Source organism: Halobiforma lacisalsi AJ5, from assembly GCF_000226975.2.
GTDB lineage: Archaea > Halobacteriota > Halobacteria > Halobacteriales > Natrialbaceae > Natronobacterium > Natronobacterium lacisalsi.
Window position 1 is genome coordinate 3792365 of sequence record NZ_CP019285.1, and the last position, 24879, is coordinate 3817243.

The 24879-nt window shown below is 68.3% G+C and carries 23 protein-coding genes; 11 read left to right on the forward strand and 12 right to left on the reverse strand.

All coding sequences use genetic code 11. The annotated features are described in order from the left end of the window. Positions 1 to 26: 26 nt before the first annotated feature. The 3 genes from CHINAEXTREME_RS18475 to CHINAEXTREME_RS18485 are packed head-to-tail and all read right to left on the reverse strand — an operon-like array spanning position 27 to position 2307. A complete protein-coding gene (locus CHINAEXTREME_RS18475) occupies positions 27 to 488 on the reverse strand; it encodes a YeeE/YedE family protein (RefSeq protein ID WP_007140756.1) in 462 nt (153 codons plus the stop codon). Between the two features lie 52 nt (positions 489 to 540). Then, the gene (locus CHINAEXTREME_RS18480; RefSeq protein ID WP_007140755.1) at positions 541 to 1098 is read right to left on the reverse strand and encodes a YeeE/YedE family protein; all 558 of its coding nucleotides are present in this window, start codon (positions 1096 to 1098) and stop codon (positions 541 to 543) included. A gap of 15 nt (positions 1099 to 1113) precedes the next feature. Next, positions 1114 to 2307 (reverse strand): MBL fold metallo-hydrolase, encoded by a 1194-nt coding sequence (locus tag CHINAEXTREME_RS18485; RefSeq protein ID WP_007140754.1) that lies wholly within the window; start codon positions 2305 to 2307, stop codon positions 1114 to 1116. A gap of 244 nt (positions 2308 to 2551) precedes the next feature. Here CHINAEXTREME_RS18485 and CHINAEXTREME_RS18490 point away from each other — a divergent pair, with 244 nt between their 5' ends. The 5 genes from CHINAEXTREME_RS18490 to CHINAEXTREME_RS21580 all read left to right on the forward strand — a co-directional run bounded on the left by CHINAEXTREME_RS18490 (position 2552) and on the right by CHINAEXTREME_RS21580 (position 5357). After that, positions 2552 to 2797 carry a sulfurtransferase TusA family protein gene (locus CHINAEXTREME_RS18490; protein ID WP_007140753.1) on the forward strand — a complete coding sequence of 82 codons (246 nt, stop codon included), beginning with the start codon at positions 2552 to 2554 and terminating at the stop codon, positions 2795 to 2797. 1 nt (position 2798) lies between these two features. Continuing rightward, positions 2799 to 3383 carry a DsrE/DsrF/DrsH-like family protein gene (locus CHINAEXTREME_RS18495; RefSeq protein WP_007140752.1) on the forward strand — a complete coding sequence of 195 codons (585 nt, stop codon included), beginning with the start codon at positions 2799 to 2801 and terminating at the stop codon, positions 3381 to 3383. A 22-nt stretch (positions 3384 to 3405) separates the two neighbouring features. Next, positions 3406 to 3657 carry a HalOD1 output domain-containing protein gene (locus CHINAEXTREME_RS18500; protein ID WP_007140751.1) on the forward strand — a complete coding sequence of 84 codons (252 nt, stop codon included), beginning with the start codon at positions 3406 to 3408 and terminating at the stop codon, positions 3655 to 3657. Between the two features lie 124 nt (positions 3658 to 3781). After that, positions 3782 to 5131: an FAD-dependent oxidoreductase gene (locus CHINAEXTREME_RS18505; RefSeq protein ID WP_007140750.1), complete on the forward strand. Its 1350-nt coding sequence runs from the start codon at positions 3782 to 3784 to the stop codon at positions 5129 to 5131. Positions 5132 to 5183: 52 nt separating this feature from the next. Then, positions 5184 to 5357: a hypothetical protein gene (locus CHINAEXTREME_RS21580; protein ID WP_156875548.1), complete on the forward strand. Its 174-nt coding sequence runs from the start codon at positions 5184 to 5186 to the stop codon at positions 5355 to 5357. 100 nt (positions 5358 to 5457) lie between these two features. Here the strand turns inward: CHINAEXTREME_RS21580 and CHINAEXTREME_RS18510 are convergent, their stop codons facing one another. From CHINAEXTREME_RS18510 to CHINAEXTREME_RS18525, 4 genes are all read right to left on the reverse strand, one after another. Next, positions 5458 to 6123 (reverse strand): MBL fold metallo-hydrolase, encoded by a 666-nt coding sequence (locus CHINAEXTREME_RS18510; protein WP_007140749.1) that lies wholly within the window; start codon positions 6121 to 6123, stop codon positions 5458 to 5460. Positions 6124 to 6223: 100 nt separating this feature from the next. Next, positions 6224 to 6487, reverse strand: coding sequence for a lipoyl domain-containing protein (locus CHINAEXTREME_RS18515; RefSeq protein ID WP_007140748.1), 264 nt, complete (start codon positions 6485 to 6487; stop codon positions 6224 to 6226). Then, positions 6484 to 7569 (reverse strand): alpha-ketoacid dehydrogenase subunit beta, encoded by a 1086-nt coding sequence (locus tag CHINAEXTREME_RS18520; RefSeq protein WP_007140747.1) that lies wholly within the window; start codon positions 7567 to 7569, stop codon positions 6484 to 6486. The genes CHINAEXTREME_RS18515 and CHINAEXTREME_RS18520 overlap by 4 nt, the downstream gene beginning before the upstream one ends. Continuing rightward, positions 7569 to 8609, reverse strand: coding sequence for a thiamine pyrophosphate-dependent dehydrogenase E1 component subunit alpha (locus CHINAEXTREME_RS18525; protein WP_007140746.1), 1041 nt, complete (start codon positions 8607 to 8609; stop codon positions 7569 to 7571). The genes CHINAEXTREME_RS18520 and CHINAEXTREME_RS18525 overlap by 1 nt, the downstream gene beginning before the upstream one ends. Before the next feature lie 132 nt (positions 8610 to 8741). Between CHINAEXTREME_RS18525 and CHINAEXTREME_RS18530 the strand changes: the two genes are divergently transcribed. Further along, positions 8742 to 9461, forward strand: coding sequence for a hypothetical protein (locus CHINAEXTREME_RS18530; protein WP_007140745.1), 720 nt, complete (start codon positions 8742 to 8744; stop codon positions 9459 to 9461). Between the two features lie 35 nt (positions 9462 to 9496). Here the strand turns inward: CHINAEXTREME_RS18530 and CHINAEXTREME_RS18535 are convergent, their stop codons facing one another. The 4 genes from CHINAEXTREME_RS18535 to CHINAEXTREME_RS18550 all read right to left on the reverse strand — a co-directional run bounded on the left by CHINAEXTREME_RS18535 (position 9497) and on the right by CHINAEXTREME_RS18550 (position 15241). Next, positions 9497 to 10219, reverse strand: coding sequence for a MaoC family dehydratase (locus CHINAEXTREME_RS18535; RefSeq protein ID WP_029601589.1), 723 nt, complete (start codon positions 10217 to 10219; stop codon positions 9497 to 9499). 157 nt (positions 10220 to 10376) lie between these two features. Further along, a complete protein-coding gene (locus CHINAEXTREME_RS18540) occupies positions 10377 to 11228 on the reverse strand; it encodes an alpha/beta fold hydrolase (RefSeq protein ID WP_007140743.1) in 852 nt (283 codons plus the stop codon). Positions 11229 to 11272: 44 nt separating this feature from the next. After that, a complete protein-coding gene (locus CHINAEXTREME_RS18545; RefSeq protein WP_007140742.1) occupies positions 11273 to 12904 on the reverse strand; it encodes a uracil-xanthine permease family protein in 1632 nt (543 codons plus the stop codon). Positions 12905 to 13006: 102 nt separating this feature from the next. Then, the gene (locus tag CHINAEXTREME_RS18550; protein ID WP_007140741.1) at positions 13007 to 15241 is read right to left on the reverse strand and encodes a VWA domain-containing protein; all 2235 of its coding nucleotides are present in this window, start codon (positions 15239 to 15241) and stop codon (positions 13007 to 13009) included. Positions 15242 to 15275: 34 nt separating this feature from the next. Here CHINAEXTREME_RS18550 and cobN point away from each other — a divergent pair, with 34 nt between their 5' ends. The 3 genes from cobN to CHINAEXTREME_RS18565 are packed head-to-tail and all read left to right on the forward strand — an operon-like array spanning position 15276 to position 20901. Beyond that, the gene (gene cobN, locus CHINAEXTREME_RS18555) at positions 15276 to 19229 is read left to right on the forward strand and encodes a cobaltochelatase subunit CobN (protein WP_007140740.1); all 3954 of its coding nucleotides are present in this window, start codon (positions 15276 to 15278) and stop codon (positions 19227 to 19229) included. A 56-nt stretch (positions 19230 to 19285) separates the two neighbouring features. Then, positions 19286 to 20110 (forward strand): precorrin-8X methylmutase, encoded by an 825-nt coding sequence (locus CHINAEXTREME_RS18560; protein WP_007140739.1) that lies wholly within the window; start codon positions 19286 to 19288, stop codon positions 20108 to 20110. Further along, positions 20107 to 20901 carry a cobalt-precorrin-7 (C(5))-methyltransferase gene (locus tag CHINAEXTREME_RS18565; RefSeq protein ID WP_007140738.1) on the forward strand — a complete coding sequence of 265 codons (795 nt, stop codon included), beginning with the start codon at positions 20107 to 20109 and terminating at the stop codon, positions 20899 to 20901. Before CHINAEXTREME_RS18560 ends, CHINAEXTREME_RS18565 begins: the two co-directional genes overlap by 4 nt. Before the next feature lie 35 nt (positions 20902 to 20936). Here the strand turns inward: CHINAEXTREME_RS18565 and CHINAEXTREME_RS21955 are convergent, their stop codons facing one another. Further along, positions 20937 to 21110, reverse strand: a complete 174-nt coding sequence (locus CHINAEXTREME_RS21955; RefSeq protein ID WP_007140737.1) for a hypothetical protein — start codon at positions 21108 to 21110, stop codon at positions 20937 to 20939. A 281-nt stretch (positions 21111 to 21391) separates the two neighbouring features. On the opposite strand from CHINAEXTREME_RS21955, the gene CHINAEXTREME_RS18570 reads away from it, so the two are divergent. Next, entirely contained in the window at positions 21392 to 23170 is a 1779-nt protein-coding gene (locus tag CHINAEXTREME_RS18570; protein WP_007140736.1) for a M3 family oligoendopeptidase, read from the forward strand. A gap of 259 nt (positions 23171 to 23429) precedes the next feature. Continuing rightward, the gene (locus CHINAEXTREME_RS18575; RefSeq protein WP_007140735.1) at positions 23430 to 24797 is read left to right on the forward strand and encodes a cobyrinic acid a,c-diamide synthase; all 1368 of its coding nucleotides are present in this window, start codon (positions 23430 to 23432) and stop codon (positions 24795 to 24797) included. The last annotated feature ends 82 nt before the right edge of the window (positions 24798 to 24879 follow it).

Below are 24879 nucleotides of genomic sequence, written 5' to 3' on the forward strand. Positions count from 1 at the left end.
AAATACGGTTGTCGGTTCGGGGGAAATCAGTCGGCGCCCGCGGGAGCGGTCTCGCTCCCGGTCCGGTGACTGCGCCAGTACCCCTGGAGGTACGCGCCGACGAACATGCCGGCGAGCGCCCAGAGGATGGTGACGTTGCCGATGCCGAGGCTGGCGTAGGCTGCGCCGGGGCAGATCCCCGACAGCCCCCAGCCGACGCCGAAGATCGCGCCGCCGATCAGGACGTTGCGGTCGAACGGCTTCAGCCGGCGGCCGTAGGTGTTGCCGGTCAGGGGTGCGCGGTCGAACAGCCGCGGCATCACCGCGAAGGCGATGCCGGAGACGATCGCTGCACCGAACATGACGAACACCAGCCCGAAGTCCTGGAACTGCAGGAAGTTCAGGACCACTTCGGGCTGGGCCATGTGGCTGAACCCGAGGCCGAATCCGAAGATCAGGCCGCCGACGAAGATCAGCGGCATGAACAGGGGATGTCGGTCCTCGCTCATGCCTCGTCACCCCAGTGGCCATCTCGAGCGGCTCGTCCGGGAATCCCGTCCGTCATGGACTCACCCCCAGTGCCATCACCGTCTGGGCCGTCAGGATCGCCACGAGCATGAACGTGATCACGCCGACGATCGACGTCTTCGAGGCAGAGCCGACGCCACAGACGCCGTGGCCCGACGTACAGCCTTTGCCGATCCGGGTGCCGATGCCGACCAGCACTCCGCCGAGGAACAGCCGCCACGGCTGGACCTCGGTCAGCCAGATCGTGAAGCCGCCGATCTCGCGCAACTGGCCGGTCGTCCCGGGCTCGTAGAGGCCGCTCGAGACCAGCCCCGACTGGAACGACATCGCGTACGCCGCCGCGCCCGCGATGATCCCGAGCGTGAAGACGACGCGCCAGTCCCGGGAGCCGCGGTACCGCTGGAACCGCGACTGGTCCGAGACGTACGACAGCGTCGATTCGAGGAACGTACTCGCCCCCGCCGGGATGCCGGTGCCGAGGTAGATGACGACGGCTCCGAGGCCGACGAGCAGCCCCCCGACGGCGTAGCGGCTGATCCCTTCGGGGAAGAGGGTCTCGAACAGCGCCGGGTCGATGAGTTCGGTTACCATTCGGGTAGGGCGGCGTTAGTCACCGGCCAGCGACTCCTGGCTGGCGGCACAGTTGTTCGGGCCGAGCTCGAGTTCGAACGCCTCCTCGTCGTCGGCCTCCTGCTGGCCGAGGTTCGTCGGGATGATGTCCTCGTAGTTGGCCGGACGGGGCGGCATGTCCGAGAGGATCAGCTCGACGAAGTCGTCTTCGTCCATCGTCAGCGCGTCCATCTCTTCCTCGAGCTGACCGATCGGTGCGGTGTAGGTGCCGTCCTCGGCTGGCTCTGCGGCGTCGCTGAAGTGTGCGCCGCCGATCAACGTGTCGTCGGGCAGCGTGAGTACGCGTTCCTGCAGCGACTCGTAGAGCTGTGCGGCGGCCTCGGGCGCGCCGTCGTCGCCCTCCTCCAGGTCGGGGCGGGCAACGCTCTCGACGAACAGACCGTCGCCCGTCGCGAGCAGCGAGCCGTCGATCAGGTACGAGGTCATCCCGGAGGTGTGCCCGGGCGTGTAGACGGTCTCGATGGTGGCGTCGCCGACCTCGAACTCGTCACCGTCCGCCGCGAGGGTCATCTCGTCGGCGTAGGTCACGCCGCGGTCGACCGACGCCTCGGGGATGACGCCCTCGACGCCGACCGCATCGAGCGCGCGGACGCCCGAGATGTGGTCCGCGTGGATGTGCGTATCGATCGCGTAGGTCAGGTCGACGTCGAGTTCGTCTACGTCGTCGAGGTACCGATCCGTGAACGCACGCAGCGGGTCGATCACGGCCGCTTCGTCGCCGTCGACGACGAGGTAGCCGAGACAGCCGCTCGAGGGGCGCTGGTACTGGTACAGCGTCCCCGCGCCGTCGTAGCGGTCGACCTCGACGCGCTCGTAGATGCGCGCCCAGCCGTTCATCCCGTCCTCGAGGTGTTCGACCTCGTAGCCGCGCTCTTTCAGCGTGCCCGCGACGTACTCGCTGGCGCCGCCTTTCGCACAGAGGACGGTGATTTCGCGGTCGTCCGGAATTCGTCCAAGAACGTCGTCGTCGATCTCGTCTTCGAGGAATTCGAAGTACGGGACGTTGATCGACTCGACGTTCTCGCCGTCGATTCGCCACTCTTCGTAGTCGCTTTGCATCCGCGCGTCGAGGATCGTCAGTTCCTCGCCGGCGTCGATTCGGGCCTTCAGCGCTTCCGGCGTCACGGAGTCGACCGTCACGTCCGGAGTCGGGAAGTCCATTTCGTCCATGTTGTACAGTTCCCCGTATCGGCCGCTCCCACTTAAGAGTTTGTATAGTATTTCGTTTACTGCACAATACAAGGAACGGGTGCGTATGCATAAACAGCCCTCAAACGACCCTCGTGCGCGGATACACCTTCAAAATAGTCTCCCGACGAATAGCGGCTATTCACGTGGCGAACAATAACCGATACGCTTTTATGGGAACAGACAATATTGTGTGATAGCTCCAATACAGAGCAACAGATCACACATGAGTTCGGAATACGAATCCACCGAGACCCTAGACGTGAAAGGACAGTCCTGCCCGATGCCCGTCGTCAAGACCAAGCAAGCGATCGACGACCTCGAAGCCGACGAGGTGCTCGAGGTCGTCGCCACCGACTCGGGAAGCATGAGCGACATCCAGGGCTGGGCGAAGGGAACCGACGGCGTCGAACTCCTCGATCAGGTCGAGGGGGACGGCACGTACACGCACTACGTGAAAAAGACCAACTAAAATGAGCACGGACACCCAGCCGTCATCGATCGACAGCGACGAGGATGCCGCCGCCGAACTCGAGGCCCTCCGCGAGCGCGTCGCGGAACTCGAGGAGTCTGTCGCCGACGCGGCCGACGACGACGGCGGAAAGAAGATGACGATCATCGCTACCCAGGGCACCTTCGACATGGCCTACCCGCCGCTGATCCTCGCGAGCACGGCGGCCGCCTTCGACTGGGACGTCGTCGTCTTCCACACCTTCTGGGGGCTGGACATCCTCCACGAGGAGAACTCGAAGAACCTCAAGCTGAGCGCCGTCGGTAACCCGAACATGCCGATGCCGAACGCGCTCGCGGCCCTGCCCGGGATGGACGCCATGGCGACGAAGATGATGCGAAAGCGCATCGACGAGAACGACACGGCGACCATCGAAGAACTGATCGACCTCTCGCTGGACCAGGGCGTCGAACTACAGGCCTGCCAGATGACGATCGAGTTGATGGACTACGACGAGGACGACTTCTACGACGGCGTCACCACCGGCGTCGGCGCGGCGACCGCACTCCAGCACATGGCTGAGTCCGACGTCCAGTTGCTCGTCTAACGCGCCGACACCACTCCCCAGTATGACCGACAGTTCCCATCGGCCGTCCGAGACGCCGCTCTCCCTGCGGGTCGTCGAGACCGTCGCCGACGCCGAGGACGTCGCCCCCACGGAGCTGCAGCCACCGATCAACCACGCCGTCGACGCGTCCGCGCTGAACCGACTGTTCGACGGAACCGCCTCCGGGGACTCGAGTCCCGCTGATTGCGTCACCTTTCGGTACTGCGGCTACGACGTGACCGTCCACGCGAACGGACGTGTCGACCTCTCCTGAAGCCCTGAAACGGATTTCTCGTCGCGGAGCGACGATGCGACCGTCTCTACGGACGGACCTTATTTGTTTTTAATATTGGGTAACCTACGAAATACTTTACTCGTCCGCCGTGCTAGTCCCGAGTATGACCGATCCGTTCGTCATCGTCGGCGGCGACGCAGCAGGAATGAGCGCCGCGAGCAAAGCCAAGCGCGAGGACCCCGACCGCGAGGTCGTCGTCTTCGAGAAGGGCGACTGGGTCTCGTACGCAGCCTGTGGCATGCCCTACTACGTCAAAGGAGAGGTCGACGACCTCGAGGACCTGGTGGCAGTCACGCCCGAGGAGTTCCGGGAGGAACGCGACGTCGACCTCCGAACGGGCCACGAGGTCGTCGCGATCGACCCCGAGGCCAAGACGGTGACCGTCGACGCCGACGGCGAGCGGTTCGACCAGCCGTACGGTGACCTGCTGATCGCCACCGGCGCGCGGGCGGTCGAGCCGCCGTTCGAGGGGTTCGACCTCGAGGGCGTGTTCACGCTCCGGAGCATGGACGAGGCGGACGCGATAGAGGACTTCGTGGACGAGCAGGAGCCTCGTACGGCGGCCATCGTCGGCGGCGGGTACGTCGGCGTCGAGATGGCCGAGGCGCTCGTCGAACGGGGGATCGACGTCTCCGTCTTCGAGATGCTGCCACGGATCCTCCAGCCCTTCGGCGAGGCGACCGCCAGCACCGTCGCGGACCACCTCCGCGAGCAGGGGGTCGACCTCCACCTCGAGACGGCGGTCGAGGGGTTCGGCGGCGTCGACCGGGTCGAGACGGTCCAACTCGAGGACGACGCGGTGTCGGCCGACCTGGTCGTCGTTGGCGTCGGCGTCGCCCCCAACGTCGAACTCGCCGAGGAGGCGGGGATCGACCTCGGGCCGACGGGGGCCATCGCGACCGACGAGTACGGCCGCACGAACTACGAGGACGTCTTCGCGGCGGGCGACTGCGCGGAGGAGGACCACGTCGTCACCGGCGAGCCCGATCACGTCCCGCTCGCGCTCACGGCCAACCGTGCGGGACGGGCGATCGGGACGACGGTCGCGGGCGATCCCACGCCGACCGGCGGCACCGCCGGCACGGCGATCGTCAAGGCCTTCGACCTGGGCGCAGCCCGGACGGGCATCCTCGAGGACGACCGGGCGCGCGAGGCCGGTTTCGATCCCGTCTCCGTGACGATCGATGCGGCCACGCGTCCGCACTACTACCCGGGCGCGACCGAACTCACGGTGACGCTGGTCGCGGACGGCGAGAGCGGGCGCGTCCTCGGCGCGAGCGTCGTCGGCGAGGAGGGAGTCAAGCGGATCGACACGGTCGCGACGGCGGTACACGCGGAACTGACCGTCGCCGAACTCCGCAACCTCGATCTGGCGTACGCACCGCCCTTTAGCCCCGTCTGGGACCCGATCCTCACCGCGGCGAAGGTCCTCGAGGGGAACGTCGACGGGTAACGGCGAGGTGACTTCAGGCTCTGAGAACAGTCGCAACATATGACCTGACTCGATGCCAAAGGGCGACTATCAGGAGTCGACGATGAGCGAACAGGACCCTACCGAACGAAAGCAGTCGGACCCGTACTGCAACCGGGACGATCTCGAGCGACTCGAGGAAGCGACCGACTCGGACGTCGCGGACGCGATCGCCGAACTCGAGGGCGCAGAATCGGACGACGAGTAGGCGGTTCGCCGTTGCCGCCCCGTCTCCTTTCCCCTCCGACCCCGCCTCGCCGCCCGTCGACCTTGTCGCCGGCCTCGTCCCCGTCCTCGTTCCCCTCCGCTCAGAACAACTCGACGCGTATCCCTGCGTCCTCTACGTCCGACGCGAACGCCTCCGGGTCGGTCTCGATCGGGTCGAACGTATCGTAGTGGACCGGCAGCACCAGCTCCGGCTCCACGCTGCGCGCGAAGTCCGCGGCCTCGTGGCGGTCCATCGTGAAGTGGCCCCCGATCGGCGGGACGAACACGTCCGCCCTGATCCCCTCGTGGTGCGGGAGGAAGTCCGTATCCGAGGGGACGTAGACGGTCGTCCCCTCGAGATCCAGGATCAGACCGATCACCTCCCCGTCGGCGTGGAACGGCTCGCCGTCGTCGTCGACGTGGTCCCCGCCGGGATCGTTGTACGCCGGGACGGTTCTGACGTCGATTCCGTCGACCGTTACCTCCCCCTCGTAAGGGAGGTCGACGACGTCGAACGTGAGGTCGGCGGTGTCGACGTCTTCGTAGACGGCGACCGTCGCATCCTTGCCGGCGACGGCCTCGATGGCGTCGGGATCGTAGTGATCGAAGTCGTCGTGGGTGACGAAGACGACGTCGCCGTCACCGGGTTCGCCCTCGAGTACGTCGCTCCACGGATCGACGTAGACGACGGTGCCGTCGTCGGTTTCGATGCGGACGCTGGCGTGGCCGAGTCGCTCGAACGCGAGCGAGTCGTAGTCGACGGACATCGGTGGTAGCTGCACCGCGCTAGGTCTTAGTACCGCCGCCCAGCCGACGCCCGCCGTCGCTCGTGCGGGAGAAACGGGAGCGGTCGCGAGGGCGGGACGATCACTCGGGAACGATCCAGGCCAGCGTCGCCCCGCGTTCTACCTCGTCGTCCTCCTCGAGGACGATTTCGGCGAGTTCGCCCGCGACGGGCGCGGGCACGTCGACGCTGACTTTCTCGACCTGGTACTCGCAGATCGTCTCGCCCTCCGTGACGTGGCTCCCCTCGCGGGCGAACCAGTTGACGACGACGCCCTCGTCCTCCTCGGCGTCGTCCGGCCAGACGGCGTCCGTATCGACGGCGACGCGGTCCTCGCCCGCGCTCATTCTGCCCCCGATTCGGTCGACCGAACGCTCCTGACCGCCGCCGCGACGTCCTCGGCGCCCGGGATCACCTCGTTCTCCATCGGCCTGGAGTACGGCAGCGGCACGTCCGGCACCGCGACCCGCTCGACGCCCTCGAGGTCGGCCAGCCGGTCCTCCGCGACGGAGGCGATGATCTCGCCGGTGACGCCGTAGGAGCGGTAGTCCTCGTCGACGACCACGAGGTGACCGGTCTTCGCTACCGACTCGCGGACGGTCTCCGTGTCCAGCGGCACCAGCGTCCGCAGGTCGATCACCTCGGCGTCGATCCCGTCGTCGGCGAGCTCCGCCGCGGCCTCGAGCGCGCGGTGGACGTGCAGGCCGAGCGTGACGACCGTGACGTCCTCGCCCTCGCGTTTCACATCGGCGCTGCCGAAAGGGATCGTGTACGCCTCCTCCGGCACGGGCGTCTTCGGCCCGTCGGGAGCGGGCATCCAGCCGATCCCCATCAGTCGCTTGTGGAACATGTAGACGACCGGGTCGTCGTCCCGGATGGCGTTGTGCATCAGCCCCTTCGCGTCGTACGCCGTCGAGGGGACCACGACCTTCATCCCCGGCAGGTGGGCGAAGGTGCCGTACAGCGTCTGGGAGTGCTGGGCGGCGTCGTTGTAGGTCCCACCGACGGCGGTGGTCAACACCATCGGAACCGACACGCTCGCCCCGCTCATGTACGTGTTCTTCGCCATCTGGTTGTAGATCTGGTCCATACAGACGCCGAAGAAGTCGACGAACATCAGCTCCGCAATCGGGCGCATCCCCTCCTGTGCGGCCCCGACGGCGGCCCCGATGTAGGCCGTCTCGCTGATCGGCACGTCCATGATCCGGTCGTGGCCGAACTCCTCGAGCAGCCCCTCGGTGCTGTCGAAGATGCCGCCGTAGTCGGCGACGTCCTCGCCCATGTAGAAGACCTCCTCGTCCTCGCGCATCTCGTGGGCGATCGCCTCGACCATCGCGCGGCTCATCGTCAGGTCGCGCTCGACGACCTGTGGTTCGGCGTCGCCTGCGGTCTCGGCTTCGGGCTCTTGTTCGGGTTCGGATTCCGCCATCAGTCATCACCCCCGCTTTCCACACCCGCTCTCGCGTCCGTCCCCAGGTCGTACGCGGGTTCCTCGTCGGTCACGCCCGACGGCGGGTTCGCGAACACGTCCTCGTAGGCGTCCTCGGGCGACGGTTCGGGCTGGTCCTTGGCCCACTCGATCGCCTCGTCGACCCGCTCGTGGGCGTCCTCCCGGATCGACTCGAGAGTCTCGTCCTCGACGCCGCGTCGGCGCAGTTCCGCCGCCAGCCGCTCGATCGAGTCGCGGTCGGCCGCCGCCTCCTGGTCGGCCTCGGGGCGGTAGGTCTGGGGATCCCCCATGAAGTGACCCATCCGCCGGTGGACCTGTACCTCGAGCAGCGACGGCCCGTTGCGGTCTCGAGCGCGGCCGATGGCCTCCTTCGCGGCCTCGGAGACGGCGACGGCGTCGTCGCTGTCGACGCGGGTGCCGGGCATGTCGAACCCCTCGGCCCGCCGGGAGCCGTCCGCGACGTCCGAGACGCGCTCTTTGGGCATGCTGATCGCCCAGTCGTTGTCCTCGATCACGAAGACCACCGGGAGTTCGCGGACCGCCGCGAGGTTCAGCGACTCGAAGAAGCCGCCCTGGCTGATCGCGCCCTCCCCGAGGAAGGCGACGGCGACGCTGTCCTCGTTTCGCTTGCTCGCGGCGAGTCCGGCCCCGACCGCGGGCGGACACCCCTCGGCGATGATCCCGCTGCAGGCAAAGCCCGCGTCGGGATCGAACAGGTGCATGTGCCCGCCCTTGCCGCCACAGAGGCCGGTCTCGCGGCCGAATATCTCCGCGGTCATGCGCTTCAGGTCGACCCCCTTCGCGATGGCGACGTGGTGTGGCCGGTGGGGCGCGGTCACCGTGTCGTCGTCCCGTAGGTGCCGGCAGACCCCCGCGGCCGCGGCTTCCTGGCCGGCGGCCAGGTGCAGCTCCCCCGGGATCGGGCCGGCCGAGATGTCGAAAGCCGGCTGTTTCCCCTCCAGGTACTCCTCCTGGAGTCGTTCCTCGTAGTATCGGGCCGTGACCATGTCCTCGAACATGGCTTGTAGTTCGGTAACTCCTCCCATGGATACCCGAGCGGGGGTTCCACACGAGGGTAGTTATAGGTATCTCGCGGGGCCCGACGCCCGCCTCCGAGGAACGCTTTTGTGCCGGCCGTCGCTTGTCCCCGTATGAGCGAGTCGGAGCCGGAGTCGGGCACGGACCGCGGCGCCGACGGACCAGGCGACCGCGAGGGCGAGTCCCGCGGAGAGTACGCGCTCGAGGAGGACGACCGGGACGCCGTCGACGTCGACGACGTCCTCGAGCGCCTGGACGAACTCGAGCGGTCGGTCTCGAGCCCCTCCGAGCGGGCCGACGTCCGCAGCGTCCGGCGGATGCTCGAGCGGGTCCCGGGTGGTCGGTCGGTCAGCAACGGCATCCAGCGGTACACGACCCGGGACGTCGCCGAGGGGTTCGTCGGCGGCGTCCTGCTGTCGCTACCGATGGTCGTGGAGGACGGCGTCTTCGAGATCGCCGCGTGGTTCCTCGAGGCGACCGTCGCCGGGATCCCGGTCGCGCTGGTCGCGAACGTGACGTTCATCGTCCTCCTGACCCACGGGTTACTCTACTGGACCGATTTCCGGGACGTTGAGGTATCGAGACCCCTGTTCGGGATCGTCCCGCGGCGATTGCTCGGCGTCCTGTCCGTGTCGTTTCTCACCGCCGTGTTCCTGCTGGTGCTGTGGGGCCGACACGCGGCGGGCGACCCGACGCCCCTCGAGTTCTTCGCACGGGCGACGATCGTCTGGGCCGCGGCCGCGGTCGGCGCGTCGCTGGGGGACATCCTTCCCGGAGAAAGCGAGGGAACCGAGGTCGCGCTCGAGTCCGTCGGAATGGGGGAGGACGACTGAGCGAAAGAGAGCGAACCGACGCGCGCTTGCAGTTCTTATTCGTCCGGAAGCGGGGAGATCGTGACGACGGCTTCGCCATCGATGACCGTCCGGTCGTGGTTCTCATCGCCGTCGTCGTTGCCGTCGCCGTCGTCGCTGCCGTCGCCGTCGTCGGCAACCGACGAAACCGTCGTTCGCACCCGATACCGATCGTCACCCAGGTCCTCGAGGAGTTCACACTCCGCGGTGACCGCGTCGCCGATTTCGACCGGCGCGAGGAACTCGAGATCCTGAGACAGGTAGACCGTCGTCCCCGGGAACCGGGCCAGCGCGGCGCTGATCGTCCCGGCGACGAGCGTGCCGTGTGCGATGCGACCGTCGAACATCGTCCCTTCGGCGAACCCGTCCTCGAGGTGGAGGCGATTGGTGTCGCCGGAGGCGGTCGCGAACGCCGAGACGTCGGGCTCGGAGATCCGTTTGGTGAACCGTACGTACTCGCCGACGCCGAGTTCGTCGTGTTCCTCGACGGAGCGTTCGGTCAGCCACGCCTCGTCGCCGAAGGAGAGTTCGGCCAGCGGCGACTCGACGGTCGTCGAGTTCACGCAGTCGCGGTCGGCGTCGCTCGTCTCCGACGCCGTCGGCGGCTGGACACCCATCGATGCGAGGAGCGCGTTGTTCGCCTCGAGATAGCTGTTGAACACGTGTTTCGAGATGCTGGACCACTGCTCGCGTACCGGTGTAACGGTTGACGTCTCGGAGTCCGGACTGTGAGTGCTCATGGTGAATACGTCGCCGGCTCGCTCGAGAGCGGTGCCAGCGAAGCGACGACGACTAGTTTGCGATCGCGTCCCTTGGCGTCGTTGCCAAATCGTATTGTCACTGCGATCGTGACCGTTCACGTTTCGAACTGGTCGAACGCGAACGGGGGGCCGCCAGCTAGAGCGCCGCGATCCCACCCAGGAATTTGGTACTCACGTCGTTGAACGCCCGCGGCCGGTCCTGGTTGACCAGGTGGCCCGACCGGTCCAGCGTGAGGTGCCGGCCGTCGTCGACCGTCGCCGCGATACGCTCACCCTGGCGAACGACCGGTGGGGCCTCCTGTTCGCCGTGGACGACGAGCGTCGGCGTCGAGACGCCCGACAGCGACGGGGGATCGTACCGGAAGAGGGCGTCGAAGACCTTCCGGAACTCCGCGTTCGAGACCTCGCCGACGGCCTCCATGGCCGACGACTGGGTTGCCGGGTCGACGGAGAGCCACCGCTGCCCCGTCGTCGCGCGGATCGAGTACAGCAACGATCGGAAGGTCGCCCGCGGGCCGGCCATCGACAGCGAGGTGGATACCGCCGGCAGCGGCGAGGCGAACCCCTTGATGCCGGTCGGCAGGTCGACCGGCGGCATCGAACGCAGTGCGCCCGCGAGGATCGCGCCGGCCGCCCGGTCCGGGTTGCGGTGGAGGTACTCCTGGACGACCATCGATCCCAGGGAAAGACCACAGAGGATCGGCTCGGGGGCCTCAGCGTCAGCGTCCGCCTCTAGCTGACCGAGCAACGCCTCGAGGTCGTCGGCGAAGAGTTCGATCGAGTACCGATCGCGGTCGGTCGAGCCCGTGTTGCCGTGGCCGCGAAGGTCCATCGTGACGACGCGGTAGTCGTCGGCGAAGTGCTCGACCTGTGGCTTCCAGGAGCGGCCGTTCATCCAGCCGCCGTGGACGAACACGAGCGGCCTGCCGTCGCCGCGGACGTCGTACCAGAGGGAGCCGGAGCCGTCGTCGAACGGGAACGTTGCCATCGACACCGACTGTGTGCCGAGCGCATATATACTGTCTGCCGGACCTAGCGCGAGTCGTCGTCACCGCCGCCCTCGAGCCACCGGTCCCAGAACGGTTCGAACTCGGAGTCGTCCTCGGCGATCCGGCTCCACTCCGCGAGGCCGCGCTCCTCGCGGCTCCCGGGGATCGTGTTGTCGAGCACGAGCGCCGCCAGGCCGCCGACGGCCATTCCCGTCGACCCGACGATGAAGACGGTGTCGACGACGGCGAGCGCCGCGGCCTCGAGCCAGGCCGCGACGACCGTACCGGCGACGGGGCCCGCCTCGAGCAGCGGGGCGAGCGTCGCCTGTGGGTCGATGGCGGCGCGGAACGCGAGCGTGCTCTCGAAGTTCGCCATGTACTCCGGGATCGCCAGCCCGACGAAGAGGGCGAAGCCGACGACGAAGACGTTTCTCGAGGAGTCGAGGTCGACGTGTCGCAGGTTCGAGACGCCGACGGCGACGATCTGGGCGAACATCGCGACGAAGAGCCCGCCGATGATCGGGTCCGGGATCGTCGCGATGAGCTGGCCGAAGTAGCCGACGAAGCCGGCGATCAGCATGACGACAGCGCCGATCTGGACGACGTACCGCGAGGCGACGCCGGTGAGCCCGATCGCGCCGATGTTCTCGGAGTAGGAGGTCGACCCGCCGGTCCCCATCAGGCCGGAGAACACGTTCATCAGGCCCTCCATCCCGATCCCGTGGTTGATCCGCTTCTCGCTCGGCGCGGCCGACCCTGTCAGGTTCGCGACCGCGTAGTAGTCGCCGATGCTCTCGACCATCGAGGCGAGTACGCCCGCGAACATGCCGACGACGAACGGGGTCGTCACCTGCGGGGTCCCCCACTGGAGCGGGTGGATGGGCAACAGCAGCGACGCGTCGGTCACGTCGCCGAGCGGCACGTGTCCCGGGTGACCGGCGCTCAGGACGCCGAGCCAGGACAGCGTCGCGGCGACAATCCAGGCGATGCCGATCGCGAGCAAGACCGGATACAGTCTGAACGCCCGGTGCTGGAACTCGAGGTACTGGGAGAAAAGCAGGATGAGCCCGAGGGTGAGCCCGAGCAGCCACCAGCTCTGGTCCGGGCCGGTCACCTGCGGCGCGTCGAACAGCGCCAGACCGATCAGCGCGATGGTCGGCGCGATGACGACCGGCGAGAGGTACCGTCTGAGCTTGCCCACCAGCCCCAGATAGCCCATCGCGACCTGGACGAGCGCGGCGACGACGATCGCCCCCTGTAACTGGAGCAGGGCCGCTTGCCAGGCCGGTTGCCCCTCGAGACCCCCGAGGTCGCCGGCCGTGACGACCGCGACGATGGCGAGGGCCGGTGCGAGCATCGAGAACGGCGCGCCCTGGACGATCGGGTACCGGTTCCCGAACGTCGTCTGGGCGAGCGTCGCGATCCCCGAGACGACGAAGAACGTGCCGATGAACTGGGCGCGGATCCCGTCGGGCATGCCCATCGCCTCAGCCAGGATCAGCGGGACCGCGATGTTGGCCCCGACCATCGTCAGGTAGTGCTGGATCCCGAGCACCGCCGATTCGCCGAGGGGCGGTTCGTCCTCGATTCCGTACGCGATCTCGTCCGTGGTTCCGGTAGCCTTCTCCCCCTCTTCCGCTTCCGCTTCAACTGCCGCTGGATCGTCCTCCTTCATGCTCGATGTGATCTCGTCGGAAAAGGGAAGAGGGGCTTCAAGTGAGTGTTGATACGCAGCCGAACCTCGCCGCCGTCCGTCGATATCGCGTACTCTCTCGCGCTAGTCGCTCTCGCTCGCCGCGTTTGCTTCCGTTCGGATCACCGCGGGCGACAGCGCCGACAGGTCCACCAGCCGACCGCCGGTCTCCTCGGCGATCACGTCCGTCAGATCGGCCCGCCGATCTTCTCCCCCAGCGTCGACCACGAGCACGCGCGCGCCGCTGTCCGCCAGTCCGCGGGCCGCCCGCCGAGTCGCCGCCGTGGGACTGCCGTCCGCGACGTTCGCCCGGCCGTCCGTGACGAGGACGACCACCGACGCCTCGGTCTCCGCCCGCTCGAGGACGCGCCGCGAGGTCTCGAGCCCCGCCGGAAGCGGCGTCCGGTCCCCGGTCGGGAGTTCCTTGAGGTGGCGCGCGGCGAGGGAGACGCTGTCCGTCGGCGGCAGCAGGACCTCGGCGTCGTCGCCCGCGAACGTCACGAACGCGACCCGGTCCCGCTGGCGGTAGCTGTCCCGCAGCAGTTCGAGGACGACGCCTTTCGCGGCCCGCATCGCCGGCCGCATCGAGGCGCTGGCGTCGACCGCGAAGACGATCGTCGCCGCCGCGTCGCCGGCGCGAACCGACCGCCGGAGATCACGTTCGCGGACGCTCGAGTCGCCTCGGGAGGCCGCCGCGCGAACCGACGCCGCCGCGTCGACGGGGCCGTCACCCGAAGCCGAGGCGCGTTCGGTCCTGACGCGTGCACCCCGATTGTTCGCGCTCGGCGTCGCTGACCCCCTGTCCCCGGCTCCGGCGGCCGCCGCATCCGGCGAGTCCTCGAGGTCGGCCGACTCGAGGTCGGGAGCCGCGGCGTCCCCGATCTCGGCGCGCCGCTGGCCGGGAACGATGGGGGTCGCGTTCTCGTTTCCGTCGGTTTCGGGACCGTCCCCGCTCGAGTCGGTCTCCCTGCTCGAGTCCGTCGGGTCACTCGAGCCGGAACGGTCCTCGAGCGTCGTAGGCGCGGGTTCGCCCTCTCCGCCTCCCTCACCTTTTTCGTTCCCGTTCGGATCGCCGTCGCCGGACCGCCCGGAGCGGTCTGCGGACCCGTCGTCCGCCTCCGTACCGTCATCGTCGACGCTGCCGGGCGAGTCCGCACCGTCATCACCGTCGCTCCCGTCCCGATCGGCGGTCGACTCGTCCTCGCGGTCGGATCGCTCCTCGCCGTCGCCGTCGTCCTCCGGGTCGCCCTCCTCGCGGGGCTCGTCGAACCGTTCCTCGAGCAACTCCTCGAGGTCCGGCGGCTCCTCGAACGGATCGCTGCGGAGCCGATGCGGGAGCGCGTACCGGGCCGCCTCGCGGACGTCCGACTCGATGACCGTCGTGTGGCCCTCGAGCGCGGCCAGGGTCGTCGCCGTCCGGGCGATGGCCACGTCGCCGCGGTGGCCGTCGACGCCCGCATCCAGACAGAGGCGCGCGATCTCCTCCTTGAACTCCCTCGGGAGGGAGACCTCGGGAAGTCGCTCGCGAGCCTCGCGGAGGTCCGTCCGGAGCGTGGCGACATCGTCCGCGAACGCCGTCCCCGTCGACGGCTCGCCGCCGTCTCCGTCGCCCGCATCGTCGTCGCTTCCGTCCTCGAGCACGCGATCCATGACCTCGACGCGGTCCGCCACGTCCCGACACCCCTCGACGGCCGCCCGGAGCGCGAACCGGTCACGCAACTGTGGGCGGAGGTCGCCCTCCTCGGGGTTCATCGTTCCGATCAGCGTGAACTCGGCCGGATGGGAGACGCTCATGCCGTCGCGTTCGACCGTGTTGACGCCGGTCGCGGCGGCGTCGAGGAGTACGTCGACCAGGTGGTCCTCGAGCAGGTTCACCTCGTCGACGTAGAGGATCCCCCGATGGGCGCGGGCCAGCAGGCCGGGATCGAAGTCGGCCTCGCCGGCGAGCGCGTCCTCGACCGAGAGGGTGCCGACGACCCGATCACGCGTCGCGCCGAGCGGGAGCGTCACGAGCGGGACCGGCCGGGTTTCGACCGGGAGTTCGTCCGGGTCCCGGTCTCGACAGTCGGCACACTGGAGGGCGGGGTCCTCGGGGTCACAGCCGTAGGGACAGTCCGCGACGGCACGCTGGTCGGGGAGCAAGTCTGCGAGTCCGCGGACCGCCGTGGACTTCGCGGTCCCCTTCTCGCCGGCGATCAACGCTCCGTCCAGGTCGTCGTTGACCGCGACGGCGAGCAACACTCGCTTGAGCTCCCGCTGGCCGACGATCGCCGGAAAGGGGAGCGACGATAGCTTTTTGTCCCCGGCGTTTGCAACCATGGTTGAGCTAATACAATAGAGGTTTAAAAACTCGATGACACGGATCGGGATCTACACGGCGACGGAGAACGAGCTCGGATCGATCGGGCGGGCCGCCGAACGGCTCGCCGACGAACGAACGGACATCGAGTTGGTCGTCCGCTCGGAGAGCGACCTCGAGGACGAAGCCGACATCGAGGCGTTCGTCGACGACCTCCGGGACGCCGCGGCGGCGATCTTCTGGCTCCACGGGGCCGATGACAGCATGCCCGGCTACGAGTACGCCACGGGAGCGCTCGAGGAGGCCGGCGTCCCGCTGATCGTCAAGGCGACCGGCGATGCGTTCGCCCTCGAGGACACGACGGTCTCTACCGAGCATCGGGACCGCGTCTACGACTACCTCGAGCGCGGCGGGACGATCAACGTCGAGAACCTGTGTCGGTTCCTGGCGGCCGAGTACGAGGGGCGAGACCTCGAGTACGACGGGCCGACCGACCTCCCCACGGAGGGCGTCTACCATCCCGACTACCCCGGAATCGGGTACGAGGAACTGCTCGAGACCCACGACCCAGGGAAGCCGACGGTCGCGATCTGGTTCTACGAGTCCCACTGGACCCACGAGAACACCCGCTACGTCGATCGGCAGATCCGGGCGCTCGAGGAGCAGGGCGCGAACGCGCTCCCGATCTTCTGTAATCCGGCGACCGACACTGACGAACAGGAGGAGAGCGAGGCGTCGGACGACGCCTCGGAAAGTCGAGCGGCGAAGCCGCGAGACGCGGAATGGGTAACCGACAACTGGCTGCTAACCGAGGACGGCGAACCGATCGTCGACGCCGTCCTCTCTTCCTTTATGTTCTCCCTCTCGATGGACGAGCGCGGTCGCAGCGCAAGTGACGAGGGCGACAGCGCGGAGGACGTCTTCCTCGACCGCCTTGGGGTGCCCGTCCTGCAGACGGTGACGACGATGCGGTCGCGGTCACGATACCAGTCCAGCGATACGGGCGTGATGGGCTTCGAACTCGCCCTCTCCGTGGCGCTGCCGGAGTTCGACGGCAACGTCATCACCCATCCCATCTCGGGGAAGGAACGCACCGACGACGAGGCCGGCATCGGCTCCGCGCCGAAACACCACTTCCCGATCGAGGACCGGATCGACCACGCGACCCGGCTCGCGGTCAACTGGGCACGTCTCCGCCACACGCCCAACGAGGAGAAGAACGTCGCCGTCGTCCTGCACAACTACCCGCCGAGCGACGACGGGATCGGGACCGCGTTCGGCCTCGACAGCCCCGAGTCGACCGTGAACCTGCTCGAGGAACTCCACGCCCGCGGGTACGACCTCGGCGACGGTCTGCCCGAGGACGGCCGGACGCTGGTCGAAAACCTGACCGCACAGCTCACCCTCGAGGACCGCTGGGTCGCGCCGGAGGACGTCCGCGACCTCTCGGTCGACACCGTTTCGCCGGAGACGTACGCCGAGTGGTTCGAGGCCGCCGACGAGCGCTTCCGGGAGAACGTCGTCGAGGAGTGGGGCGAGGTTCCCGACCGCCCGTTCGCGATTCCAGGCGTCGAGTTCGGCAACGTGCTCGTCACGGTCCAGCCCCCGCGCGGGTTCGGGATGGACCCCTCGACGGTCTACCACGACTCGGATCTGCAGCCGCCACACGACTACTACGCGTTCTACGGCTGGCTGCGCAACGCGTTCGAGGCCGACGCCGTCGTCCACCTCGGGACCCACGGCAGCCTCGAGTGGCTGCCCGGCAAGACGGTCGGCCTCGACGGCGAGAGCGCGCCGGACCAACTGATCGACGACCTCCCGAACGTCTACCCCTACATCGTCAACAACCCCGGCGAGGGCACCCAGGCGAAGCGCCGCTCCTACGCCGCGATCGTCGACTACCTGACCCCCGTGATGCGGGCCGCGGGGACCTACGACGAACTCTCGGAACTCGAGGACCTCGCGAACCAGTACCGCGAGGCGGGGATGGAGGACGCCCGCGCGGACGACGGCGAGCACCTCGAGACGCTGATCCGGGAGAAAGTCGCGGAACTGGACCTCGCGGTCGAGTTGGGTATCGAGGGGACGATCGACGAGAAAGCCGACGTCCGCGGCCCCGACGAGGCCGGCTCGAGCCTCGCCGAGGGTGACGTCAGCGGAGACGACCTCGCGATCGACCAACTCGTCGAACGCGTCCACGAGTACCTCACCGACGTGAAGACGACCCAGATCCGGCTCGGGCTTCACACCATGTCAGAGCCGCCGGAAGGCGAGCGCCTCGTGGAGTACCTCGTCGCGCTGACTCGCCTCGAGAACCCCGGCGCGCCGAGCCTGCGCGAGAGCGTCGCCGGCGCGCTGGGTGTGGACTACGACAAGATGCTGAACGCCCCCGGCGAGTACGACGACGATCTCGGTATGACCTACGCCGAAGCCGCCGACAGGGTCCGCGAGACCAGCGTCGACCTGATCGAGACGCTGGCAGCGAACGACTTCGACGTACCCGTGTCGGAACTCGAGAGCGGTCCCGATGCTGAGGTCAACATCAACCTCATGATCGTCGACCTCGAGACGATCGGCGATGCGAAGGCGAAACCGGGTGCTCACGACGACCTCCGCGAGGTGCTGGCGTACATCTGCGAGGAGGCCCAGCCCCGCGTGCAGGGGGCCGAGGACGAGATTCCACGCACCGCCGACGCGCTCTCGGGCGAGTACGTGCCCCCCGGCGGCTCGGGCGCGCCGACCCGTGGCGGCGTCGATCTGCTGCCGACCGCGCGGAACTTCTACACGCTCGATCCCCGCAAGGTGCCCGCGAAGCCCGCCTGGCAGGTCGGCAAGGAGGTCGCCGAGGGCGTCCTCGAGCGCCATCGCGACGAGGCGGGCGACTATCCGGAGGAGATCGGTGTCGTCGCCTGGGGAACCCCCACCGTACGGACTCGCGGCGAGACCATCGCCCAGGTACTCGCCATGATGGGCGTCGAACCCGTCTGGACCGATGCCGGTCGGATCGACGACGTCGAGCCGATCCCGCTCGAGGACCTCGACCGGCCCCGGATCGACGTGACGACCCGGGTCTCGGGCCTGTTCCGGGACGCGTTCCCCGCGGCCGCGGGCGTCATCCACGACGCCGTCGACGCGGTCGTCGACCTCGACGAGCCCCACGAGATGAATTACGTGAAGAAACACGTCGAGGAGGAGGCCGAAGAACTGCAGGACGAGGACGGGCTGGACGAGTCGGACGCCCGAAAGGCGGCGAAACACCGCGTCTTCACGACGAAACCCGGCGGCTACGGCGCCGGGACGAACAAGGCCGTCGACGAGGGTAACTGGGACGACCGCGCCGATCTCGCCTCCGTCTACGTCCAGTGGGGCGGCTACGCGATGGGGTCGCGCGGTCGGGTGTCGGACGCCCACGACGCCTTCGAACGGCGACTCTCGAGCGTCGACGCCACGGTGAAACTCGAGGACACGATGGAACAGGACGAGTTCGACTCCTCGGACTGGTACGCCTTCCACGGCGGGTTCATCTCCGCGGTGAGCGAGGTGTCGGGCGAGGAGCCGGCGTCCTACGTCGGCGACTCCTCGAACCCCGACGATGTCTCGGTCTACACGAACGAGGAGAAGGTCCGCAAGGCGATGCGCTCGCGGGTGCTCAACCCCGACTGGCTCGAGTCGATGGAGGAGCACGGCTACAAGGGCGCCGGCGACCTCTCGACGACGGTCGACGTGACGCTGGGCTGGGACGCGACGGCCGGCGTCGTGAGCGACACGCTGTGGGCGGAGGTCGCCGAGAAGTACGCCTTCGACGAGGATCGACAGGAATGGATGCGCGACGTCAACCCCTGGGCGCTCGAGTCGATCACGGACACCCTGCTCGAGGCGGTAGAGCGGGACCTCTGGGACGCCGACGAGGAGACGGTCGACCGACTGCGGGACCTGAACCTCTCGGTGGAGGGAGACCTCGAGGCGCGGACGACCAACGAAGCGGTGGAGGTATCGAACGATGACTGACGAGGCTGTTCGCCCGGCGACCGACACCGACACCGACACGACGAGTGTGAGACACGATGAGCGATAGCCACCACGATCAGGACCACGATCAGGAGTTCGAGGAGGAGTACGCCGACCTCGGCGCGACCACCCGGAACGCGATGGACATCGCGGAGACGAGCATGGACATCGTCCGGGAGTTCGTCCCCGACGAGACGCTCGCGGACCGGATCCGCCAGAAGTCGGTCCACTCGATGGGCGACATCGAGTTCCAGCACCTGGTCCGCTTTACCGGCACGGACAGCCTCGGCGACGACGAGGACGCCCCCGTTCGGGCCGGCGCTCGCGCCGTCCTCGAGGAGGCGGACGTGATCACCGACATCACGATGGTGAAAGCCGGCGTCACCGGCCGCGGCCACGACTGCGAGGTCTCGAAGGCCATCGGCCACGGGACGGAACTCGCCGAACGGACCGGAATGACACGCACGGCAGCAGCCATGCTCGAACTCGACAAGGAGGACGCCTTCGAGGGATCGATCGTCACGATCGGCAACGCGCCCACGGCGGCACTCGCCCTCGCGGACTGCATCGAGCAGGGGACCCGACCCGCCGTCGTCGTCGCGAACCCGGTCGGGTTCGTCAAGGCCGAGGAGAGCCGGGAACGGATCCGTGAGGTCAGCGAGGAGTACGGCGTCCCGGCGATCACCCACGTCGGCCGCCGCGGCGGCAGCGGCCTTGCCGCCGCGCTGACGAACGAACTGATCCACGTCGCGAAGGACGTCCGGGCCGAGGGGCTCGAGTTGGACCTCGAGGCGGAGACTCGAGCGGCCAGGGCTCGATCCGGTGACGGCGGCGACGCCGACGCCGACGGGGACGGGGACGGGGACGGGGACGGCACATGAGCGACGACTACGACCTCGAGTCCGGCCCGGACCCGGCGACGTTCGCGGCCGCCGAACCCGAACCCAAGCCCGACGTCGACGAGAGCCACGCGGACCCGGTCCACGTCGTCGGCATCGGACCGGGGAACCGCGAGTACCTGACTCCGAGGGGCGAGCGGGCGATCCGCGAGGCGGACGTCGTCGTCGGGTTCACGACCGTCGTCGAGTTCGTCGAGGAACTGACGGACGACAGCACGGACCTGCTCACGTGTGGCTACAGGGACGAAGCCGACGCCCTCGAGGCGTTCGGCGACCGCGTCGCGGCCGGCGAGTCGGGAGTCGCCGTCGCGATGGGCGATCCGAACCACTCGGGCTACCAGTTCGTCGGGAAGGTCCAAGACGCCGTCGCGACCGCGGCCCCCGAAACCCCGGTTCGGATCGTACCGGGTATCTCCTCGCTCCAGGTGGCCGCCAGCCGTGCCCGGACGCCGATGGAGGAGACCGAGTTCGTCACGCTGCACAAGAGCGGCGACCTCGAGTCCGAGATGGAACGGCTGTCCGACGCCGTCGGGGATCGCCACCTGCTCGTGCTCCCGCGGCCCTACGACCTGATGCCCGGCGACGTCGCCGCGTTCCTCCTCGAGCGCGGGGCCGACCCCGAACTCGAGGCACTGGTGCTCGAGAAGTTGACCCACGCCGACGAGACCGTAGATCGACGGACGCTGGCGGAGCTATCGGAACACGCCGGCGGCGACGGGAAGGAGGACACGCCGTTTTCGGATCTGGTCGTCCTCGCGGTTCGGCGCTCGTAAGAAGGAGTCAGCGTCGCCCTCGACCGGACGGGACCTCACTGCCCGTCCTGATCGTACTCGTTGAGGACGGACGCGACCGTGTCGGAGACCTCCTCGAGTGCGACGTCGTTCGTCTTCCGGAGATCGCCCGTCTCCCGCGCCTCGTTGAGATGGCGAAGCGCCTCCCGGAGGTGGTACTCGGCTCCGTGATCGGCGTCGTCTCCGGTCATAGTGATCGGAACCGGAGTACGTGATCGAAACGGGTAAGCGCGTCGGTGGTCGGCCCGGTCGTTCCCGTTCCCTTCGGGTCCCGGTCGGGCCGGTGACGTGATCGCGGACACTCGGTCGAACGAGCTGTCAGCGTCGAAGACATTATACCGGTGCCCGTGCAATCGAACCGTAACAGCGGTCGATCCATGACCAACTAACTTCTCAGTCGGCGCTCGATCGCGCCCGCCGTCGTCGCCGTTGCTTCGCCTTCGCCGAAAGTGCCTACCGTCGCTAGAGACGAATGCATCTACCACCACGAACCGAGATCGACCCGGAGTATCGCTTCGACCTGACCGCAATCTTCGACGCGCCGGCGGACTGGAGCGCCGCCCGCGACGACCTCCGCGAACGACTCGAGCGGCTGGAGTCGCTGGCGGCCGACACCCCGGAGACGGCCGCGGAACTCGAGGAACTGCTCGCCGAAACGGAGGCGTGTTACGAGCGTCGACAGCGGTTAGAGCTCTACGCCCAGTTGTCGAAGAACGTGAACACCGACTCGGAGTCGGCAGCGGACCGCGAGCGTGCGCTGCGCGAGGCAACGGCCGCGTTCGAACCCGTCGCCGCGGCAGTCCGCCGAGCCCTTGGTGACCTCTCCGAGGGGACGTTCGACGACCTCGTGGAACCGCTCGAGGAGTACCGGTACTACGCCGCCAACCTGCGGCGACAGGCGTCACACGTTCGATCGCCGGCCGTCGAGGACGTGATCGCAGACCACGAGGAAGCACGGTCCGGGTCCGATCGGATCCTCAGGGAGATCACGACCGCGGACTTCGATCCGCCGACCCTCGAACGTCCCGACGGCGAGACGGTCCAGGTTCGGCCGGGGAACTACCGGACTGAACTCTCCAACCCCGACCGGGACTACCGACGGCGAGTGTACGAGGCCTACCACGCGGAGCGAAACCGGTTCGCCGCGACGATCGTCCGGGCCTCCGCGGAGAAACTCGCCGCGGCGGCGACGGAGGCCGACGTCCGCGGCTACGATTCGATCAGGGACCGGGACCTCCGCGGGACCTATCCGGAGTCGGGACTCGAGCCGGCGCTCCCGGAACCGGTCCACGACACGATCCTCGAGGCCGTTCGGGCGAACCTCGAGCCCTACCACCGCGCCCAGCGTGTTCGACGCGAGAAGCTCGGCCTCGAGCGGCTCCGGCCGTGGGATCGCCGTGTCTCGCTGGCCGACCCCCCAGAACCCGACCTCGACTACGAGGAGTCGCGGGAGCTGATCCTCGAGTCGCTCGCGCCGCTCGGCGAGGAGTACGTCGCTCGAGCGCGGGCGTTCCTGGACGACCGCCGGATCGACGTCTACCCCACGCAGGACAAGCGGACCGATATTCCCGCGTACTGCCCGTCGTCCGCGGCGGACGGCGCGTTCGTCCTCGCGAACTTCCGCGGCGACGTCCGGACGACGTTCTACGTCGCCCACGAACTGGGGCACGCACTCGCCGTCGCGTACAACCGCGAGGGGCCGACGCGGTACGCGACGTGCCCGACCGCGGTCTGTGAGATCCCCTCGATCCTGCACGAACTGCTGCTCGCGGAGCACTGTCTGGAACGGGGCGGTGCGCTCGCCGCCCACGCCCGGAACCGCCTCGTCGAGTGTATCGCGGGGAACCTCTATCGGAACGCCCGCACCGCGGCGTACAACCACGCCCTCGCGACGACGGTCGAGTCCGGCGAGGACCTAACCGTCGAGCGCGCCCGGAACGCGTACGCCGACCTGCTCGAGGAGTTCGACCCGGTGTACGACCGCGACGGCGTCGCCGACCGGATCGAGGGGATCGGACTGCGGATCCCCTACTCGAGCTACCAGTACGTTCTCGGCGCGACGGGGGCGCTCGCGGTCCGCGATCGGCTTCGCGATGGAACGCTCGCGGCGGACGAGTACCGGGGATTCCTCGGTCGAACGGGTCGGCGGCCGCCGCTCGAGTCGTTCGCGGCGCTGGATCTCGACGTTCGATCGCACGACCCGTTCGAACGCGCCGCGGCGACGTTCGACGGCTACCTCGACGGGCTGTAGCCGCAATCGATATAGCGCCTATCGATTTACCGCGGTCGCACACTCGGGAAACCCCCACGAGAGAGCGAAAGCGGCCTCGAGCGGGCCGTGTCGGCAGGGGACGCGACGCGCCCGACCGTCGACGGGCGAAATCACCGACGGATTCAAGTCTACTTGTCGTAATCCAAGCGACAACGATGGGAAACGTCACAGCCGACCCGTGCGGACGCATTGCCCCGGTCCGCGATCGGAACCCGGTGCCGACCCGGGGAGGAGACCGATGAAGGGGTTCGTCCTCGGCGGCGTCAGCTCCGGCGTCGGTAAGACGGTCGCGACGCTGGCGATCATCCAGGCCCTCGAGGACGCCGGCTACGGCGTCCAGCCCGCGAAGGCCGGCCCCGACTTCATCGATCCGAGCCACCACGAGGCGATCGCGGGCCGACCCTCCCGGACGCTCGACCGCTGGCTCGAGGGCGAGGAGGGGCTGCGGCGCAACTACGCCCGCGGCGAGGGCGGCGTCGACGGGTCACACCCGTCTGCCCGGGGGACGTCGTCCCCCGCTATCTGCGTCGTCGAGGGAGTCATGGGGCTGTACGACGGCGACGGCTCGAGTACTGCGATGGTCGCCGAGGCGCTCGATCTCCCCGTCGTGCTGGTCGTCGACGCCGCGGCGGGGATGGAAAGCGTCGCCGCGACCGCACTGGGGTTCCGGGAGTACGCCGACCGGATCGGCCGCGGGATCGAGGTCGCGGGCGTCGTCGCCCAACGCGCCCACGGCGGCCGCCACGAGGCGGGGATCCGCGACGCTCTGCCGCCGGAACTCGAGTACTTCGGCCGGATCCCGCCGAACGACGACCTCGAGATCCCCGACCGGCACCTCGGTCTGGAGATGGGCGACGAGGCGGCGCTGCCCCGAGAGGCGCTTCGGGAAGCCGCCGAGTCGATCGCGGTCGAACGGCTCGTGGCGGCGGCGAGCGAGGCCGTACAGCCCGAAACGTCGGAAATGGAGGCCGACCCCGTCGACGCGACGGTCGCCGTCGCCAGCGACGCCGCTTTCGTCTTCCGGTATCCGGCGACGATCGAACGGTTCCGTGAACGAGCAACGGTCCGGACGTTCTCTCCCGTCGCGGGCGATCCCGTCCCCGACTGCGACGGGGTCTACCTCCCCGGTGGCTACCCCGAACTCCACGCCGACGCGCTCGAGTCGGCCGATACGCTCACCGAGTTGGGAGAACTCGCGAGCGAGGGACTTCCCGTCTTCGGGGAGTGTGGCGGGCTCATGGCGATGAGCCAGTCGTTGACGACCGCTGACGGCGATCGCCACGAGATGGCGGGGATCCTGCCGGCGGACGTGACCATGCACGACCGCTACCGGGCGCTCGATCACGTCGAACTCGAGGCCCGCGAAGGGACACTCACGGCGACGGCCGGCGACCGACTCCGCGGCCACGAGTTCCACTACTCGAGCGCGGCCGTCGACGGCGACGCCCGGTTCGCGTTCGAGACGGTTCGCGGCGACGGTATCGACGGGGACCACGACGGCCTCCTCGAGTACGAGTCGCTCGGGACGTACGCCCACGTTCACCCGGAGAGCGGGGCGTTCGACCGGTTCCTCGAAGTACTCGAGTCGAGCGCCGGTCATCGGTAGCGCTGGTTTTCGATCCGGCCCCGCTACGACACCCGATTCATAGTGAAAATCGTCGTCTGTGAACAGTTACGTCACCGTTAGA